The sequence below is a fragment of the Haloarcula salina genome (assembly GCF_010119195.1).
In the GTDB taxonomy this organism is placed as follows: Archaea; Halobacteriota; Halobacteria; order Halobacteriales; family Haloarculaceae; genus Haloarcula; species Haloarcula salina.
In genome coordinates this window covers 101,571-117,420 of the sequence record NZ_WRXL01000006.1, presented here as the reverse complement: position 1 = coordinate 117,420, position 15,850 = coordinate 101,571, and the positions used below count along the sequence as shown (strand labels likewise).

The following is a 15,850-nucleotide window of genomic DNA, read 5'->3' as shown; positions in this document are numbered from 1 at the left end:
CGACTTGCCAGCGCAGGCCGGTGTTCTTTTCGCTCCAGGTGTAGACTCACTATCATGAACGCCCCTCCGACACGGACGTCGCACCGCGGCAGTGAACCGAAACACGGGGACTGCGTCACGGGCCGATGAGCGCGCTCGCGACCGGGCGTGAGATCGTCCGAACGGTCCGCGAGGAGAACGTCCCCTTCATGGCCGCGAGCATCGCGTACTACGCCTTCGCCTCCATCGTCCCGCTGCTCGTCGTCGCGCTGGCCGTGCTCTCGGCGGTCGGCGCGACCGCGACGCTCCTCGACGCTCTGCGATCGGTCGTCTCGGCGAGCACGCAGGCGGTGCTGGAGCGACTGATCGAGAACGCGCGCGGCCACGGGACCGCCGGGGTACTCGGCCTGCTGTTCGTGGTCTGGAGCGGGAGCAAGGTGTTCCGCGGGCTCTCGATCGCCTTCACCCAGGTGTACGACGCCGTCGCGTCTATCTCGCTGCCCGCACAGCTCGCTCGCAGCCTGCTCGTCATGGGGGTGCTCCTCGGCGCGGTCGCGCTCCTCTCGGCGACCAGTATCGCGCTCACGTATCTCCAGTTCGACGTCCCGTATCCGCGGCTGGTCGGTACCGCCACGGCGCTGGTCGTCTTGGCGGTCGGATTCCTCCCCGTCTACTACGTCCTCCCACCGGTCGACACCTCCCTCCGGCACGTCCTACCCGGCACGGTCCTCGCCGCCGTCGGATGGGTCGTCATCCAGATCGGCTTCGTCTACTACACCGGCACCGCCGGTGAGTACGCGGCCTACGGGCTCATCGGGGCGATTCTCCTGTTCATCACCGCGCTGTACCTGGCCGCCAACGTCCTGCTGCTCGGCGTGGTCGTCAACGCCACGCTAGACTGGTAATTCGGACGGCTCGGACGCGATTCGCGGCGTTGCACTGGCAAGCACCATCTACCTCTATCCGTGGCTCCTGTCCATAGCTGTAAGATGAGTGACTCACCATCGCTGCAGTCCCGGTCACCCGGGCGACTGCAGTCGAGCGTAGAAGAAGCGATCAAACGACCCGTCAAAGAGGCCGTCAGGGAGGCGCTCGCGGAGGGGGTTCAGCAGGAGAGCGACGAGCGTGACCGGGATGATGCCTCGGCCGAGTCCCGTCAGATCGACGTGGACCCGGAGGACCTCGACGCCGATACGGATACCGCCGACGCGGACGCCGCCGACGAGGCGGCCGACCAGTCTCAGTCGAGTTCCGGCGCCGCGAGTCGGCTCCGGTCACGCCGAGCCCTGTCGGTCGGCGTCGTCGCACTGCTGGCGTACCTTCGCCGTCGCCGCCGGTCCTCCTCTTCCTCGTCAGAGGAGTGATGCCCGTCGCGGGTCAGTCGATGCCATCGAAGCCGACGAACAGCGCGTCCTCGACGAGCGCGTCGGTCGCGCGCCGGAGCCGCTCGGACGCCGCCTGATGAGAGATATCGAGGTCGTCCGCGAGCGCTTCCAGGCTCACGCCACGGGGGACCTCGAAGTAACCGCGCTTCGAGGCCTCCGAGAGAATCTCGTACTGCGCCGTCGTCAGGCCGTAGCGACCCGCGGGCTCCTCGTCCAGCTCGCGGATCGAGGCCACGTCGAAGTCGAGGCCGTGGCTCTCACAGAAGTCGTGGGTCTTCGAGAACAGCGACCGGCGAGGGTAGAGAACGCGCAACTTCCAGCGGTCGCCCTGTCCAACCGCGTCGAGGATGGTCGCCTCCGAGTTGGTGATCATCTGAACGAGGAGATCGATGTGTGCGATCCACTCCATTCTGAACAGCCACTCGTCGTCGAAGTCGCCGAGGAGTTCGACGTTATCGACGGTGGGGTCCTCCTCCAGCGTCGCTTCCACTTCCTCGCGTGTACTGCCGCGGACCCACAGCATCGGCATGAGTGCGTCGCCGCCGCTCGTGACGATCCGCTCGATCTCGAACTGTAACTCTGGGAGCTGTTCGAGCGAGTACGCGAGCGCGAGGTCGCTCGCCGGAACCGAACCGGAAACGATGGTGGGCATCAATGGTTGTCGTGCGAATGGTATACGCTTATGTTTTTCTGTTGACCTGTACACCGTACCCGCGTGCTGTGGACGGCTCCGGTCCGGTTTGGGTCGGAACCGTCGAACGGCGCTCTCCGCCTGACCGCCGCGTCGCTACTGCCTATGCAAGCAGCGGGGTGATGGGCGAGACGCCGCTACGGTTGAGTGCGATGTCAACTGCTCAGATCACCGACGACGACGTCGGGAAGACGGTCGTCGCCGAAGACGGCACAGAGATTGGAATCGTTAGCGGGTACCGATACGGGACCGCGTACGTCGACCCAGACCCGGGTCTGACGACGAAACTCAAGACGAAACTCGGCTGGGAAGACACCGACGACGACGACGGCTATCCGCTCCAGCAAGAGGCCGTCGACACGGTCACCGACGACGAGATCCGACTGCACTCGAACCTGTAGTGCCAGTCCGTCTCCGTCGGGAGACGAGCCGACGGCTTCGCGGTCACATTCTTCGAACGCTGGTTCGGTAGAACAGTCTCCTCACCGCGCCGAAGGGCCGAGTTCGCGCCGGCCCGTTCGCCGTGGTTCGTTACTTGACCATCGATTCGCAGGCCTCCGCACACTCGCGAAGGACGTCGGCACAGGTGCGGCAGTGGTCGTACTCGTGGTTCTCACACTCCTCGGCGCAGTCCTGACAGACCGTCGCACAGAGACCGGCCAGGGCCTCCCGGTGGTCCGACCCGCGCGCGAGGAACTTGGCGTGCAGCGCCGCGATGTCGCTCACGTCGCGACACAGTCTGACGCAGTCGGTCATCCCGTCGATGCGCGTGCACTCGTCGGCGCACCACTCGCACACTTCCGTCGCTTGCTGGCACAGTTCCAGGCACTCGCGTTCGCGCTCGCTCAGGTGGTCCGCGTCGGCGAGGGGTTCGACTGATGACATTGCATCCTGGATACGCCGCTCGTACGTTCAAGGCCATAGCCTGCATGTGAAAGCCACAGACGCCGCCGGTCACGCCGCCGACCCGAGGCGCGACTGCGGGTGGCCTATGCAGGCCGCGGCACTATGCGCCAGTGCCCCGACGTGTCGCTATGTCCACTGACGACACGGACGACACCGACGCGGGAGACGAGCACGCGACCGACGGCGACCACGAAACCGATCACGACGACGCGGTCGACATCCCCGTCGGCGATGGCCCACGCACCTCGTCGGACGAAGGTCCCGACGAGTCAGCGATATCAGACCTTGAAGACGCGTTCGACGCCGAAATCCGCGGCGAGTTACCGCCGACGGTCGACCGCGCCGCGGTCCGACGGATGGCCGCCGTCGCCACCCTCCTCGACGAGAGCGTCGAAATTCCAGGCACCGACTACCGCGTCGGAATCGATCCGCTGCTGGGCGTGGTGCCCGGGGCAGGTGACGCCGTCGCGGCCGGCGTCTCGCTGTACATCGTCCTCGAATCGGCGCGGCTAGGCGTCTCCTACGGCACGCTGCTCGCGATGCTCGCGAACGTCTCCGTCGACGCCGTCGGTGGGTCCGTCCCCGTACTCGGCGCGCTGTTCGACGCTGTCTGGAAGGCGAACAAGTGGAACGTCGAACTGGCAGTCGAAGACCTGGCCGGCGCGACCGAGCGCTGAGCTACCGGTCGGTCTGGTCAATGGGGAACAAGACCGGGTGGGTGACACCCGGCGGGCAGCCGCCCTCCCGTACAGGGGAGCAAGGGAACACGGCCGCTGGGAGCGTACGAGCACGCTTCGTGCCCGCACTGGATACTGCACGCTATCGGGTGTTTGTTATACGCCTCTTTCTCGGTCGCCAAACGCCGCTGCCCGCGTGGTCGGCGGCGGCGGGACACTCACTCCTCGATCGTGAGCTGGGGGCCGGGCTTCCAGGTGTTCCCTTCGAGCACGACGAGGTCGTACCGTTCGAGCACCTGCAGCGTGTCCACGACCGCCTGCGCGTCGAACGTGACGCTCATCGTGTCGGGGAGCTTCTGTGCGATGGCGCTCCGCGTGCCGCCGTCCATCCGGACGACGGTTTCGAGCAGCGTCTCGAGGTCGTCGAGGAGCGGCGCGAGCGACGTCGTCCCCGACTCTTCCATCGATAGCTTCGACATGACTTCTTCGTAATCTCCGGAGATCTCCATCGATACCGTAACGTTCTCGTCTTCGATGTCGTCTTCGTCGCTCATAGTAGCCAATGTGTGCACACCTGTAGAAATACGTTTCCATATCTAACTGTGCGACACCATCTCCGCTCCGTTTATCGTCAAAATATGGGTGGCTACAATGCTGGATGTGCGGACGTGCTGTCGCAAATCCGGGGGTACAACGGCCCGAAATGGCCGTACTTTTAAATATATGGTGTTCTCTACGATAGAATAGGATTATAAACCGCCAAAATGGATGTAGAGTTGGCAATACGATCTCATATCTGCCCGTCTGGGTAACACTACTGCTTCCGCTGTCGTACAGCCCGACTCGTGGCCCGATTTCGCGGTCTGCCCCAGGCTTCGACCGGGGGACTCGGAGAAATCCTTACCTGAGACGCAGCCGTTGGAGGCGTATGATCGATTACCTCGGCCTGGAGGCCGATCTCGGCGAGGAGGAGCGGATGGTCCGCGACACCGCCCGCGAGTTCGTCGAGTCGGAGGTCAGGCCCGATGTGGGGACTCATTGGCTCGACGGGACGTTCCCGACCGACCTCATCCCGCAGATGGGCGAACTGGGGTTCTACGCGCCGACTATCGAGGAGTACGACCTGCCGGGGATCAGCGAGACGGCGTACGGCCTCCTCATGCAGGAACTGGAGGCGGGCGACAGCGGCGTCCGTTCGATGGCCAGCGTGCAGGGCGCGCTCGTCATGTACCCGATCCACGCCTACGGCAGCGAGGCACAGAAAGAACGGTGGCTCCCGTCACTCGGCAGGGGCGAGCGGGTGGGTTGTTTCGGACTCACCGAACCGGAACACGGCTCGGACCCCGCGAGCATGGAGACGAGCGCCGAGCGCGACGGCGACGGGTACGTCCTCAACGGGTCGAAGACCTGGATCACGAACGCGCCGATCAGCGACCTCGCGCTGGTGTGGGCGCGCGACCGCTCCGCCGACGGCGACCCGGTCCGGGGCTTCCTCGTCGAGACGGACCGCGACGGCGTCACGACGAACGAGATCGACGAGAAACTCTCCCTTCGCGCCTCGATCACCGGCGAGATCGCGCTCCAGAACGTCCGCGTCCCCGAGGGGAGCGTCCTCCCGGGCGTCGAGGGGATGAAGGGGCCGCTGTCCTGTCTCACGCAGGCCCGCTACGGCATCGCCTGGGGCACGGTGGGGGCCGCGAGAAACTGCTTCGAGACCGCACGCGCGTACGCGACAGACCGCGAGCAGTTCGGCCGCCCCGTCGCCGGCTTCCAGCTCCAGCAGGAGAAGCTCGCGGAGATGGCGACCCAGATCACGACGGGGCAACTGCTCGCCCACCGGCTTGCCGACCTCAAAGAGCGGGGCGACCTCCGGCCGGAGCAGGTGTCGATGGCCAAGCGACACAACGCCCGGATGGCCCGCGAGCAGTCCCGCGTCGCCCGCGAGATGCTCGGCGGGAACGGCATCACCGCCGACTACCCGCCGATGCGCCACCTGACGAACATGGAGACCGTCTACACATACGAGGGAACCCACGACATCCACTCGCTCGTGCTCGGCCACGACCTGACCGGCATCTCGGCGTTCGAGTGAGGCCGATCGCGGATTTTGTATGGCGCGCCGCCGTTCGTCCGGTATGGACTTCCCCGACCGAGCGGCCGTGGACGACCTCATCGAACCACAGCCGCTCCCCGCGTTCGCTCGGGTCAGGTACGACCCCGAGACCGCCAGCGTCGCGGATCCGGTGGCGGCCGCCCGGGCCGAACTCGACGCCCTCGACTTCGACCGGCTCGACGCGGGAGCCACCGTCGCCGTCGCCGTCGGTAGCCGCGGCATCCACCGCATCGACGACATCGCCCGGGCCGTCGTCGAATCTATCCGCGAGCGGGGGCTCGAGCCGGTCGTGGTCCCCGCGATGGGGAGCCACGGCGGTGCGACGGCCGAGGGCCAGCGCGAGGTCCTGTCGGCGCTCGAAATCACCGAGGACCGCCTCGACGCACCGATCGACGCGGGGATGGACACCGAGGAACTGGAATCGGTGACGGTCGGCGACACCGAGATGACGGTCCACGTCTCGACGGCGGCGCTGGAAGCGGACGCCGTCCTCGTAGTGAACCGCGTGAAGGCCCACACTAACTACAGCGGCCGCGTCGAGAGCGGGCTGACGAAGATGTCCGTCGTCGGCCTGGGGAAGCAACGCGGCGCGAAGGCGTTCCATTCGACGGCCATCCAGGAAGGGTACGTCGAGACGCTGGAGGCCGCGCTCCCCGTCGTCGAGTCCGCCCTGTCATTGCTCGGCGGCATCGCCCTCGTGGAGAATTTCCACGAGGAGACCGCCCGCGTCGAGGCCGTCCCGGTCGGATCGTTCCTCGACCGCGAGCCAGACCTGTTAGCGAGCGCCTACGACGAGATGGCGACGCTCCCGGTCGACGACATCGACCTGCTCGTCGTCGACGAACTCGGCAAGGAGATCTCCGGCGCGGGGATGGACACGAACGTCGTCGGCCGCTACCGCGTCCTCAACGCGCCCGACCCCGACGAACCGGCCGTCAAGCTGCTGTACGCCCGCGGGCTCACCGAGGCGACGAAGGGCAACGGGGCCGGCATCGGTCTCGCGGACCTCACGCGGCAGGCGGCGATCGACCAGCTCGACCTGGACAAGACCTACGCGAACGTGCTCACCAGCGGCTCCCTGGCGAAGGCGACGCTCCCCGTGGTCGCGCCCGACGACGAGTTCGCCCTCCGGACGGCCTTGACCGCTCTCGGTGGCTACGACCCCGAGACGGTCCGAATCGTCTGGATCCGCAACACGCAGGACCTCGCCGACCTTCGCGTCTCGGCGGCCGTCGTCGCGGACCTCCCCGACGCCGCCGAGGCCGTCGCCCGCGAGTCGCTGACCTTCGAGGACGGAACTGCGACGTTCACGTCCGACTCGGGAGACTGACGCTCTGGGTGGTTGTCACCGTCACGGTTCGCTCCCCGCGTCGCCCCAGTAGCCCCCGAGAACGAGTACGAGCAGGACGAAGTACGTCGCGAGCCCCCAGCAGGCGGCGGCGACGACGAGCGGCCCGCCGACCGTCGCGAGGCCGAGCGCGCCCGCGACAAGCGCCGCCGCGCTCGCGAGCCTGACCCCCCGGCGCTCCCACAGCGTCCGGACCGGCGTGTCGGCGACGAACATCGCCTCGAGGGCGAGCGCCGCCCCGACGCCGGCGGCGGCCGCCGGGAACGAGCCCAGCGCGGCCGCTTCGCCGGTCAGGAACAGAGACGCCAGCAGACACACCCCAGAGAGCCCGGCGAACGCGGCATCGCGACGGAGATTCGGCACGGCGGACAGTGGGTCCTGAGTCCGCAAAACGGTGGCGACGGAACGAGTCAGGGCCGGGGGCGGTCGACGACCGTGTCGCCGCAGCCCGGACAGAGCAGCCGACGGCGCTCGGTCCCGTCGTCGTCGATCCAGCCGTCGTCCATCGCGCTCTCGTGGCCGCAGGTCGGACAGAACAGGGTCCGCTTCGTCCGGCCGTCGGCCGCGGCTCGCGCGGGGGAGGCTTCGAGCGTCATGCCTCCGGCGAGTGGTTCCGGCCGACGACGGCGCAGGCGACGTTCAGTCCGACGAGGCCGGCGACGGCCAGCGGCGCGGACGCGACGAGTCCCGACACGAGCGTGACGACGAGCACGGCCGGCAGCGGGATCGTCAGCCAGAAGGCCAGCGCTCGGACCGCCGCGGTGACCGTGCCGAGGGCGTCCGACGCGAGCTTCTGACTCGTCGCGACGGCGTCCGGCCGTTCTCTGGTGGAGGGCGTGGAGGTAGACATGAGTGGGCTCTGTCCGTTCTATGTCTCCATACCCGCATATAACGGACAGACCGTTGGCGTCGATTCAGTACGATTTCCCCGGCCGCGAGACGTTTTAGCTGTTTTTCGTGACGTTTCACGAACGCATGAGACGGGCTGAAAACTGCTGAGAAACTTTATCGGTGTTTCTATGAGCGTTTCGACGAGTAGCTATTGAGATCTCTATAGCGCTCTATCGCCGCGGTCGCGGGCGCGGTGACGGAGTGCCTTCACTGGTCGTCGGCCTCCCCGCGAGGGCGGGGGATTCGGGAACGAGACCTGAGTTGCCCGAAACGTATTTACTTCCCATTCCCCCTCTTTCGAGGCAGATGGGTGACTGGGGATCACGGGGCGTCTCGTCGGTTATCAGCGTCGTTCTACTGGTCGCTGTGACGGTCGTTCTCGCCGCGACGATGACTGTCTTCGTCGTCGACATGGGGTCCGGTCTCCAGTCGACGGCCCCGGTCATGGACCTCTCGCACGACCTCGTCCCGGACGGCGGCGAACAGACGGTCGCGATCACGCTGGTCGCCGGCGACGCGGCCGAGACCGAGCAACTCTACGTGACTGGCTCGACGGACCTCGACATCGGCGGGTCGCCGGACAACGGGACCCCCGCGAACGACGCCTACGCGAGTCGCCTGGAGAAGTTCACCGAGTCGTCGGGGAACAATCCCCCGCAGGTCGGCATCGGGTCGACGTGGGACGCCGGTGAAACCGTCTACGTGGACCCGGCGGGGAGCGCGGACGGGGTCCGAATCACGGTCTACTGGAGCAGTCGGTCGGTGGTCGGCGTCAACCCCGGCGACCCGACCGGCGAGGACACCTACCGGCTCGAGACGTTCACCGTCCGCGAGGGGTGACCAGTGGGGCGAGACTGCGAGTGGAGGTATCGGTATCAGCCGGCTTCGCTTCTCCGAACCGGTCGCCGACGCCGTTCGTGTTCGCATCGGCGACCGACGATGTGGTTCGGCGGAGATCGGATCAACTGAACAGGCGCTTCAGCCGCGCGACGAGGCTCTTGGAGCGGTCGCCACCGCGGCGGCGCTGCTGTCCGCCGGTATCGCCACCGCTGCCGGCGTCTGACTTGTCGGAGCCGCCCGCGCTGGCACCGTCGCTACTGGCGTCGCCGTCGGCGGCGGCGAGAGCCTCTTCGATCATGCCTTCGGCGTCGTTGACGGCGTCCTTGACGGTCCCCTTGACGAGCGGGACGTTCTCGAAGCGGTCCCGGTTGACCGCCGTGTCCGCCGCGATGATGACCGCGTCGGCGGCTTCGATGTCGGCCGCGGAGAGCTCGTTCTCCGCGCCCATCGCGCCCTGGACCTCGACCTTGATGTCGTGGCCAAGCTGTTCGGCTGTCTGTTCTAGGTTCTCGGCTGCCATCTGACTGTGGGCGATCCCAGTCGGGCAGGACGTGACTGCGACGAGTTTCATTGGGTGAGTGCGTCGTGAACCGCGCTGCGCGTTGCGGCGAAGCGAGCGGCGTCGGCCAGCTCGCTCGCGGTGCTGTACTCCGTCTCCCGGACGGCGGCTTTCACGTCGGGAATCGTGACGGCGCTCATGCTGAGTTCGTCGAGACCGAGGCCGACCAGCAGTTCCGTCAGGTCGGGGTCGCCGGCCATCTCGCCGCACATCCCGACCCAGGCGTCCGCGGCGTGGGCAGCCTCGACCGTGCGGTGGATGGCCCGGAGCACGCCCGGATGCGTCGGGTCGTGGAGGTCGCCGACGCGCTCGTTCTCCCGGTCGGCGGCCATCACGTACTGCGTGAGGTCGTTCGTGCCGATGGAGAGGAAGTCCACGCGCGCGGCGAGTTCGTCGGCCACGAACACGGCGCTCGGCGTCTCGATCATCACGCCGACTTCGGGTCGCTCGGCGTCGACGCCGCGGGCTTCGAGGTCGTCGAGCGCGTCGTCGAGCGCGGCCAGCGCGGCGTCGAGCTCCTCGACCGTGGCGACGAGCGGGAACATGACCGCGAGGTCGCCCGCCCCGTCGGCGGCGGCGCGCAGGAGCGCGCGGAGCTGCGTCGCGAACAGGTCCGAATCGGGGTCGAGCGAGCGCCGGATGCCCCGCTCGCCGAGGAAGGGGTTCTCCTCCTCGGGCAGGTCGAGGTAGGGGATGCGCTTGTCGCCCCCGATGTCCAGCGTGCGGACGACGACGCGGCCCTCGGGGAAGGTGTCGAGCGCTTCCCGTACGGCCTCGTACTGCTCGTCCTCCGAGGGCGGCGTCTCCCGGTCGAGGAAGAGGAACTCGGTCCGGTAGAGACCGACGCCGTCGGCCCCGCGGTCCGCCGCGGGTTCGAGTTCCTCGGGACGGCCGACGTTCGCCGCGACCTCGATCTCTCGGCCGTCGGCCGTCTCGACCGCGCCCTCGACGACGGTCGCGCCCGAGTCCGCCGCGGCGGCCTCGTGCTCGTCGTCGTCCGGCCCGACGAGCAGTCGTCCCCCGTCGCCGTCGACGACGACCTCGGTCTCTTCCTCGACGGTCTCCAGTTCGTCGCCGACGCCGACGACGGCCGGCAGCGCGAGCGAGCGGGCGAAGATCGCCGCGTGGGAGGTCCGCCCGCCGGTGACCGTCGCGAAGCCGGCGACGCGCTCGGGATCGAGTTGGGCCGTGTCGCTGGGGGTCAGTCGCTCGGCCAGCACGACGCTGCCCTCGGGCAGGTCGCTGAGGTCGACGCGCTCGCCGTCCGTCAGCAGTCGGAGGAGCCGGTCGCGAACGTCCCGGAGGTCGTCCGCGCGCTCGGCCATCCGGCCGTCCATTCCCTCGAACTGCTCGATGTGCTCGCCGAAGGCGTCGTCGACGGCGTTCGCCGCGTCCAGGCCGTCGCTGATGCTCGTCTCGACGGCGTCCTCGATGGTCGGGTCTTCGAGGAACTGGATGTGGGCGTCGAAGACGGCGGCCTCGCTCTCGCCGACCCGTTCGGCCGTCGCCTCGCGCTCGGCTTCCAGTTCGGCGCGCGCCGTCCCGACGGCGTCGGCGAACCGCTCGATTTCGGCCTCGGGGTCGACCGCGCCGTCGGGGTCCGGAAGCGAGATGTCGCGGCCGTACCAGACGACCGTCCCGACGCCAGAGCGGGGCGTCGCGCCGGTCCCCCGGAGCGTGCGCTGGGCCATCGTCAGGCGTCCAGTTCCTCCTCGGGCGTGGTGAGGATCCGTTCCAGTTCGTCGAGGACGGCCTCGGCGTCGGGCCCCTCGGCGACCAGCCTGAGGTCGTCGCCCTGGCCGGCCCCGAGGCTGGTGACGGCGATCATGCTCCCGGCCTGCACGAGGTCGCCGTCCGGCGGCCCGGCCGAGACCTCGGCGTCGTGGTCGGTGACGGCCTTGACGAACGCGGAGGCCGGGCGGGCGTGCAGGCCCGCCTCGGGGACGATGGTGACGACGCGCTCGCGACTCATGCGATGGCCTCCCGGAGCGCGTCCTGGACGGCGGCCTCGTCCTCGGCCGCGTGGAGGTCGTCGCGGACCTCCTCGTGCATCAGGCCCCGCGAGAGCGAACTGAGGATCTTGAGGTGGTCCTCGCTGCCCGAGGCCGGCACGAGGATCATGAAGATGAGCGTCGCCGGCTCGCCGTCCATCGAGCCGAAGTCGACGCCGTCTTCTGAGCGGGCGAACGCGAGCGAGGGGCGGCTCACTGCGTCGGTCTTCGCGTGGGGGATGCCGATGCCCATTCCGACGCCGGTGGTGGTCTCGGACTCGCGCTCCAGCAGCGCGGCGAGCGCCGTCTCGCGGTCCTCGACTCGTCCGGCCTCGACCAGCAGGTCCAGCAGGTACTCGATGCAGGCCTCCTTCTCCGCGGGCGGTTCAGTCAGCGAGATGTGGCTCGCCGGGATCAGTTCGTCGATGTCGTCCGCTTCGATTGCGTCTGTCATTGTGTGGTGTGTCGTCAGTCGTCGGTCGGCTGTGCGGTGCTCGCTTCGGCGCCCGTGTCGACGCGGTCCTCGAAGTCGGGCTTGATGACCGTCGCGATGACGGCCGTGACCAGTGAGCCGACGACGATGCTCGCGAGGAACATGAGCGGCTTGTTCGACAGCGGGATGACGAAGATGCCGCCGTGGGGCGCGGGCATCGTCACGCCCAGCGCCATCGACATCCCGCCGCCGACGGCGCTCCCGGCGACGATGGCCGGGATGACCCGGAGCGGGTCGGCGGCGGCGTACGGAATCGCGCCCTCCGTGATGAACGAGAAGCCCAGCACGACGCCGCTCTTTGCGTTCTCGTACATCTCTGCCGCGTACTTGTGGGGCGCGATGAAGTTCGAGAGCGCCAGACCGATCGGGGGGATCATCCCGCCGATCATGACCGCGGCCATCGGCGCGTAGATCTCCTCCGTGATGAGCCCGGTCGCGAACACGTAGGAGACCTTGTTGACGGGACCGCCCATGTCGAAGGCCATCATCCCGCCGAGGATGAGGCCCACGACGATGGCCTGCCCGCCGCGCATCGACTGCAGGAAGGAGGTCAGCGCCTCGTTGGCGAGCGCGACGGGGACGCCCAGCACGAACAGCATGATGGGCGTCAGGACCGCCATCGTCGCCACCGGGATGAGCAACACCGGCATCATCGGCTGGATGAACTCGGGCACTTCGAGGTTCTTGAAGAAGCGCGCGACGTAGCCCGCGAGCAGTCCGGCCACAATCGCGCCGAGGTAGCCCGCGCCGGCCTCGCCGCCGGAGAGACCGATGACCGTCGCCGCCTCCGAGACGACGGTCCCCTGCTGGAGGATGTACGCCAGCAGGAAGCCCGGCGCGAGCCCCGGGCGGTCCGCGATAGCGTACGCGATGTAGCCACCGAGGATCGGGACCATGATGGTCAGCCCCGCGACGCCGATCTGGGCCAGGAACCAGCCGGCCGACCCGGTGTTGTCGAAGACCGCCTGCGTGTCTCCCACCGCGTACGCGACGGCCAGGAAGATCCCGCCGATGGTCACGAAGGGGATCATGAACGATACGCCCGTCATCAGGTCCTCCTTGACGGAGGTCACGTGAGAGCGCAGGGCGCTCTCTGCTCTGTTTTGTGCCATTGTGTCCGACGGAGACAGCTACATAGAAGGGGATAGATAAGCGTACGTGTTTCTGCGCGTTCTTCACTGTATTTGCTCGCTATATGGATTTGCACGATTGTTTGTGACTGGAACTAGTCGCCGGCGAGCCATAGACTAACAGACATATGTCTGTTAGCCCTTCTGCGCGTCGGCGGCGGCCACCCGCTCGGCGGCCGTCGCGCGCGTCACAGTGCTTATGCCGGTGACTCGCACAGTTGGGATCATGGGCTCACTCCCGGTGACCGAGGAGACGGCCACGTTCTCCGTCGAGAACGTCGGTGGGATCGACGAGACGACGGTCGAGGTCTCTCCCGGCGTGACGGTCCTCCGCGGCCGGAACGCGACGAACCGGACCTCGTTTCTCCAGGCCGTGATGGCGGCCCACGGCAGCGAGTGGGCGAGCGTCAAGGGCGACGCCGACAGGGGCCGCGTCGAACTCGCTCTCGACGGCGAGACCTACGAGCGGACGCTCACGCGGACCCAGGACGGCGTCGTCGGCTCGGGGGCCGGGCTGCTCGCCGACGCGACGATGGCGGACCTTTTCGCGTTTCTCCTCGAGGACAACGAGGCCCGGCGCGCGGTCGAGCGCGGCGACGACCTCCGGGACCTCATCATGCGGCCGATCGACGTGACCGCCATCCGCCGTGAGATCAGCGAGGCGGAGGAGCGAAAGCAGGAGATCGACGACGAACTCGACCGGATCGCGTCGCTCAAGCGCGACCTCCCCGGCCTCGAACGTCAGCGGGCGGACCTCCGCGAGGAAGTCACCGCGGTCAGGGCGGACTTAGAACGCGTCGAGGAGCGCATCGACGAGCGCGACCTGGACCTGGAGACGACCCGCGAGAACCGGGACGAACTGGAGACGGCGCTTGACGAACTCCAGGCGACCCGGTCCGAACTCGCGCGCGTGCGAGATGAGATACAATCCGAACAGGAGAGCATCGCGGCGCTGCGCAATGAGCGGGGCCGTCTCGCCGCCGAACTCGCCGGGCTCCCGGACGCCCCCGACGACCGCCTCGAAGCCATCGAAGCGGACGTCGAACGGCTCCGCGAGCGAAAGCGAGAGCTCTCCGAGTACACGACCCGACTGCAGAACGTCATCGGGTTCAACGAGGAACTGCTGGCCGGCGAGCACTCCCAGATCACCGACGCGATAACCGCGAAGCCAGAGAGCGTCGGCGACATCACCGATCAGCTCTACCGGGGCTCGAAGACGACCTGCTGGACCTGCGGCTCACACGTCAAGGCGGAGCGCATCGAGTCGACCATCGAGCGCATGCGCGAGCACCGCCAGGAGACCATCGACGACATCGACGACATCGAGTCCGACCTGGACGACCTGCTGGAGCAGCGCCGGGACATCCGCGACACCCTCTCTCGGACGCGGGACCTGCGCGAGACGATCGACGACGTCGACGGCGAGATCGACCGCCGCCAGTCGACGGTGACCGACCTCCGACAGCGCCGGGACAACCTCTCTGACCGCGTCGCCGCTCTCGAACAACGGGTGTCCCAGCTCCGGACCGAGGGGTTCGACGAGGTGCTCGAACTCCACACGGAGGCCAACGAACTGGAACTGGAACTCGACAGCCTCGAATCCGAACTGGACGAGGTGACCGACGAGATCACCGAGATGGAGGCGGAGATCCGGCGCGACGACGAACTGGTCGCCGAGCGCGAGGCGGTCGTCGACGACCTCGTCGACCTCCGGTCGCGGATCGACCGCCTCGAGGCCGAGGCGACCGAGCAGTTCAACGAGAAGATGGCCGAGGTCCTCGCCCTCCTCGAGTACGACAACGTCGAGCGCATCTGGCTCGAGCGGACGGACACGCCGACCGAGGGGGTCGACGACGCCGACGGCGACGCGGGCTCGACGTTCGATCTCCACGTCGTCCGGAGCACCGAGGGCGGCACGGTCTACGAGGACACGGTCGACCACCTGAGCGAGAGCGAGCGCGAGGTCACGGGCCTCGTCTTCGCGCTCGCCGGCTACCTCGTCCACGACGTGTACGAGGACGTGCCGTTCATGCTGCTCGACTCGCTCGAAGCCATCGACGCCGAGCGGATCGCCGCGCTGGTCGAGTACTTCGCCGACTTCCCCGCGTTCCTCGTCGTCGCGCTGCTCCCGGAGGACGCCGAGGCGCTCCCGGAGCGCTACGACCGCGTCGACGAGATCTGAGCCCGCTCACTCGCAGTCGCAGCCGCCGCGTCGGAGCAGGTCGCTGACGCTGTAACGCGACCCGCACTCCGCACAGAGGACGTCGACGGTGACGAAGACGCGGTACTCGCCCACCGAGAGCTTCCCGGCGGCGTTCAGCCGGTCGACCGTGTCCCGAACGATGGTCTCGACGCGGCTGCGCAGGCGGTCGATGCCCCCGCGCTCGCGCTCTACCTGCCCGCTGTCCGCGTCGCGCTCGTAGGTCGCACCACGCACCTCCGTGAGGTAGTGGCGGATCGCCTGGTACGTGACGAAGTCGTCCCGCAGGCCGTCCACGTCGACGCCGGCGCGTTCGAGGCGGTTCTCGGCCTCGATGCGCGTGCCAGCGCTGACATCGTCGTCGGTCAGGAGCCGATAGAAGTTCTCGGGCTCGCCGTCGACAACGTCCATGGTGGCGTCGCGGATCTCGGCGAGGAGGAGCGCCCGATTGAAGCGGTCGGCCAGGGCGCGGAGGCTCTGACGCTCGCGGCTCTCGCCGAGCCACGCGGCCTCCAGCTCCGACCCCATCGCACCCAGTTCGTACGACTCGATGAGTCGCGCGACCTTCGACCGCCGCCCGGCGTTCGATCCGTCGGACCCCATCGTCGATAGATGGAGTGACCGCGGTAAATCCGTTGTGCTGTCCC

Annotated in this window: 20 protein-coding genes; 8 read left to right on the top strand and 12 right to left on the bottom strand. The window is 67.9% G+C overall.

What is annotated here, in order from left to right; genetic code table 11:
* The first annotated feature begins 125 nt into the window (after positions 1-125).
* A complete protein-coding gene (locus tag GM656_RS15685; RefSeq protein ID WP_162414626.1) occupies positions 126-884 on the top strand; it encodes a YihY/virulence factor BrkB family protein in 759 nt (252 codons plus the stop codon).
* 84 nt (positions 885-968) lie between these two features.
* On the top strand, positions 969-1,343 hold the full coding sequence (locus GM656_RS15680; RefSeq protein ID WP_162414625.1) for a hypothetical protein: 375 nt from the start codon (positions 969-971) through the stop codon (positions 1,341-1,343).
* A 13-nt stretch (positions 1,344-1,356) separates the two neighbouring features.
* Here GM656_RS15680 and GM656_RS15675 read toward each other — a convergent pair whose 3' ends face one another.
* Entirely contained in the window at positions 1,357-2,016 is a 660-nt protein-coding gene (locus tag GM656_RS15675; protein WP_162414624.1) for a helix-turn-helix domain-containing protein, read from the bottom strand.
* A gap of 2 nt (positions 2,017-2,018) precedes the next feature.
* Between GM656_RS15675 and GM656_RS19590 the strand changes: the two genes are divergently transcribed.
* Positions 2,019-2,456 (top strand): hypothetical protein, encoded by a 438-nt coding sequence (locus tag GM656_RS19590; RefSeq protein ID WP_338401359.1) that lies wholly within the window; start codon positions 2,019-2,021, stop codon positions 2,454-2,456.
* Positions 2,457-2,586: 130 nt separating this feature from the next.
* Here the strand turns inward: GM656_RS19590 and GM656_RS15665 are convergent, their stop codons facing one another.
* Positions 2,587-2,940, bottom strand: a complete 354-nt coding sequence (locus GM656_RS15665; protein ID WP_162414623.1) for a four-helix bundle copper-binding protein — start codon at positions 2,938-2,940, stop codon at positions 2,587-2,589.
* 296 nt (positions 2,941-3,236) lie between these two features.
* On the opposite strand from GM656_RS15665, the gene GM656_RS19380 reads away from it, so the two are divergent.
* Complete coding sequence (locus GM656_RS19380) at positions 3,237-3,638, top strand: DUF4112 domain-containing protein (protein ID WP_367397975.1); 402 nt, start codon at positions 3,237-3,239, stop codon at positions 3,636-3,638.
* A 218-nt stretch (positions 3,639-3,856) separates the two neighbouring features.
* Here GM656_RS19380 and GM656_RS15655 read toward each other — a convergent pair whose 3' ends face one another.
* On the bottom strand, positions 3,857-4,192 hold the full coding sequence (locus GM656_RS15655; protein WP_162414621.1) for a hypothetical protein: 336 nt from the start codon (positions 4,190-4,192) through the stop codon (positions 3,857-3,859).
* Between the two features lie 374 nt (positions 4,193-4,566).
* Between GM656_RS15655 and GM656_RS15650 the strand changes: the two genes are divergently transcribed.
* Complete coding sequence (locus GM656_RS15650) at positions 4,567-5,730, top strand: acyl-CoA dehydrogenase family protein (RefSeq protein ID WP_162414620.1); 1,164 nt, start codon at positions 4,567-4,569, stop codon at positions 5,728-5,730.
* A gap of 43 nt (positions 5,731-5,773) precedes the next feature.
* Positions 5,774-7,081 (top strand): DUF362 domain-containing protein, encoded by a 1,308-nt coding sequence (locus tag GM656_RS15645; protein ID WP_162414619.1) that lies wholly within the window; start codon positions 5,774-5,776, stop codon positions 7,079-7,081.
* Positions 7,082-7,102: 21 nt separating this feature from the next.
* Here GM656_RS15645 and GM656_RS15640 read toward each other — a convergent pair whose 3' ends face one another.
* The 3 genes from GM656_RS15640 to GM656_RS15630 are packed head-to-tail and all read right to left on the bottom strand — an operon-like array spanning position 7,103 to position 7,949.
* Complete coding sequence (locus tag GM656_RS15640) at positions 7,103-7,462, bottom strand: hypothetical protein (RefSeq protein ID WP_162414618.1); 360 nt, start codon at positions 7,460-7,462, stop codon at positions 7,103-7,105.
* Between the two features lie 47 nt (positions 7,463-7,509).
* Positions 7,510-7,695 carry a hypothetical protein gene (locus tag GM656_RS15635; RefSeq protein ID WP_162414617.1) on the bottom strand — a complete coding sequence of 62 codons (186 nt, stop codon included), beginning with the start codon at positions 7,693-7,695 and terminating at the stop codon, positions 7,510-7,512.
* Positions 7,692-7,949, bottom strand: a complete 258-nt coding sequence (locus tag GM656_RS15630; RefSeq protein ID WP_162414616.1) for a hypothetical protein — start codon at positions 7,947-7,949, stop codon at positions 7,692-7,694. The genes GM656_RS15635 and GM656_RS15630 overlap by 4 nt, the downstream gene beginning before the upstream one ends.
* A 347-nt stretch (positions 7,950-8,296) precedes the next feature.
* Between GM656_RS15630 and GM656_RS15625 the strand changes: the two genes are divergently transcribed.
* Positions 8,297-8,830, top strand: coding sequence for a type IV pilin (locus GM656_RS15625; RefSeq protein WP_162414615.1), 534 nt, complete (start codon positions 8,297-8,299; stop codon positions 8,828-8,830).
* A 121-nt stretch (positions 8,831-8,951) separates the two neighbouring features.
* On the opposite strand, the gene GM656_RS15620 is transcribed toward GM656_RS15625, so the two are convergent.
* From GM656_RS15620 to GM656_RS15600, 5 genes are read right to left on the bottom strand one after another with little or no spacing between them, the layout of a single operon-like run.
* Complete coding sequence (locus GM656_RS15620) at positions 8,952-9,401, bottom strand: PTS fructose transporter subunit IIB (RefSeq protein ID WP_162414614.1); 450 nt, start codon at positions 9,399-9,401, stop codon at positions 8,952-8,954.
* Complete coding sequence (gene ptsP / locus GM656_RS15615) at positions 9,398-11,080, bottom strand: phosphoenolpyruvate--protein phosphotransferase (RefSeq protein ID WP_162414613.1); 1,683 nt, start codon at positions 11,078-11,080, stop codon at positions 9,398-9,400. Before ptsP ends, GM656_RS15620 begins: the two co-directional genes overlap by 4 nt.
* A gap of 2 nt (positions 11,081-11,082) precedes the next feature.
* Positions 11,083-11,361, bottom strand: coding sequence for an HPr family phosphocarrier protein (locus GM656_RS15610; RefSeq protein WP_162414612.1), 279 nt, complete (start codon positions 11,359-11,361; stop codon positions 11,083-11,085).
* Complete coding sequence (locus GM656_RS15605; protein ID WP_162414611.1) at positions 11,358-11,834, bottom strand: PTS sugar transporter subunit IIA; 477 nt, start codon at positions 11,832-11,834, stop codon at positions 11,358-11,360. Before GM656_RS15605 ends, GM656_RS15610 begins: the two co-directional genes overlap by 4 nt.
* A 14-nt stretch (positions 11,835-11,848) precedes the next feature.
* Entirely contained in the window at positions 11,849-12,985 is a 1,137-nt protein-coding gene (locus GM656_RS15600) for a PTS fructose transporter subunit IIC (RefSeq protein WP_162414610.1), read from the bottom strand.
* Positions 12,986-13,229: 244 nt separating this feature from the next.
* Between GM656_RS15600 and GM656_RS15595 the strand changes: the two genes are divergently transcribed.
* Positions 13,230-15,185 carry an archaea-specific SMC-related protein gene (locus GM656_RS15595; RefSeq protein WP_162414609.1) on the top strand — a complete coding sequence of 652 codons (1,956 nt, stop codon included), beginning with the start codon at positions 13,230-13,232 and terminating at the stop codon, positions 15,183-15,185.
* A 6-nt stretch (positions 15,186-15,191) separates the two neighbouring features.
* On the opposite strand, the gene rdfA is transcribed toward GM656_RS15595, so the two are convergent.
* Entirely contained in the window at positions 15,192-15,806 is a 615-nt protein-coding gene (gene rdfA / locus GM656_RS15590; protein WP_162414608.1) for a rod-determining factor RdfA, read from the bottom strand.
* Positions 15,807-15,850 lie beyond the last annotated feature (44 nt).

What these genes read in the sequence shown, in the direction of transcription:
- GM656_RS15650 (WP_162414620.1), top strand. Translation starts at nt 4,567, where the DNA reads ATGATCGATTACCTCGGCCTGGAGGCCGATCTCGGCGAGGAGGAGCGG.
- GM656_RS15685 (WP_162414626.1), top strand. Translation starts at nt 126, where the DNA reads ATGAGCGCGCTCGCGACCGGGCGTGAGATCGTCCGAACGGTCCGCGAG.
- GM656_RS15625 (WP_162414615.1), top strand. Translation starts at nt 8,297, where the DNA reads ATGGGTGACTGGGGATCACGGGGCGTCTCGTCGGTTATCAGCGTCGTT.
- GM656_RS19590 (WP_338401359.1), top strand. Translation starts at nt 2,019, where the DNA reads ATGGTTGTCGTGCGAATGGTATACGCTTATGTTTTTCTGTTGACCTGT.
- GM656_RS15630 (WP_162414616.1), bottom strand. Translation starts at nt 7,949, where the DNA reads ATGTCTACCTCCACGCCCTCCACCAGAGAACGGCCGGACGCCGTCGCG.
- GM656_RS15605 (WP_162414611.1), bottom strand. Translation starts at nt 11,834, where the DNA reads ATGACAGACGCAATCGAAGCGGACGACATCGACGAACTGATCCCGGCG.
- rdfA (WP_162414608.1), bottom strand. Translation starts at nt 15,806, where the DNA reads ATGGGGTCCGACGGATCGAACGCCGGGCGGCGGTCGAAGGTCGCGCGA.
- GM656_RS15620 (WP_162414614.1), bottom strand. Translation starts at nt 9,401, where the DNA reads ATGAAACTCGTCGCAGTCACGTCCTGCCCGACTGGGATCGCCCACAGT.
- GM656_RS15665 (WP_162414623.1), bottom strand. Translation starts at nt 2,940, where the DNA reads ATGTCATCAGTCGAACCCCTCGCCGACGCGGACCACCTGAGCGAGCGC.
- GM656_RS15675 (WP_162414624.1), bottom strand. Translation starts at nt 2,016, where the DNA reads ATGCCCACCATCGTTTCCGGTTCGGTTCCGGCGAGCGACCTCGCGCTC.
- ptsP (WP_162414613.1), bottom strand. Translation starts at nt 11,080, where the DNA reads ATGGCCCAGCGCACGCTCCGGGGGACCGGCGCGACGCCCCGCTCTGGC.
- GM656_RS15635 (WP_162414617.1), bottom strand. Translation starts at nt 7,695, where the DNA reads ATGACGCTCGAAGCCTCCCCCGCGCGAGCCGCGGCCGACGGCCGGACG.
- GM656_RS15595 (WP_162414609.1), top strand. Translation starts at nt 13,230, where the DNA reads ATGGGCTCACTCCCGGTGACCGAGGAGACGGCCACGTTCTCCGTCGAG.
- GM656_RS15610 (WP_162414612.1), bottom strand. Translation starts at nt 11,361, where the DNA reads ATGAGTCGCGAGCGCGTCGTCACCATCGTCCCCGAGGCGGGCCTGCAC.
- GM656_RS15600 (WP_162414610.1), bottom strand. Translation starts at nt 12,985, where the DNA reads ATGGCACAAAACAGAGCAGAGAGCGCCCTGCGCTCTCACGTGACCTCC.
- GM656_RS15655 (WP_162414621.1), bottom strand. Translation starts at nt 4,192, where the DNA reads ATGAGCGACGAAGACGACATCGAAGACGAGAACGTTACGGTATCGATG.
- GM656_RS15680 (WP_162414625.1), top strand. Translation starts at nt 969, where the DNA reads ATGAGTGACTCACCATCGCTGCAGTCCCGGTCACCCGGGCGACTGCAG.
- GM656_RS15645 (WP_162414619.1), top strand. Translation starts at nt 5,774, where the DNA reads ATGGACTTCCCCGACCGAGCGGCCGTGGACGACCTCATCGAACCACAG.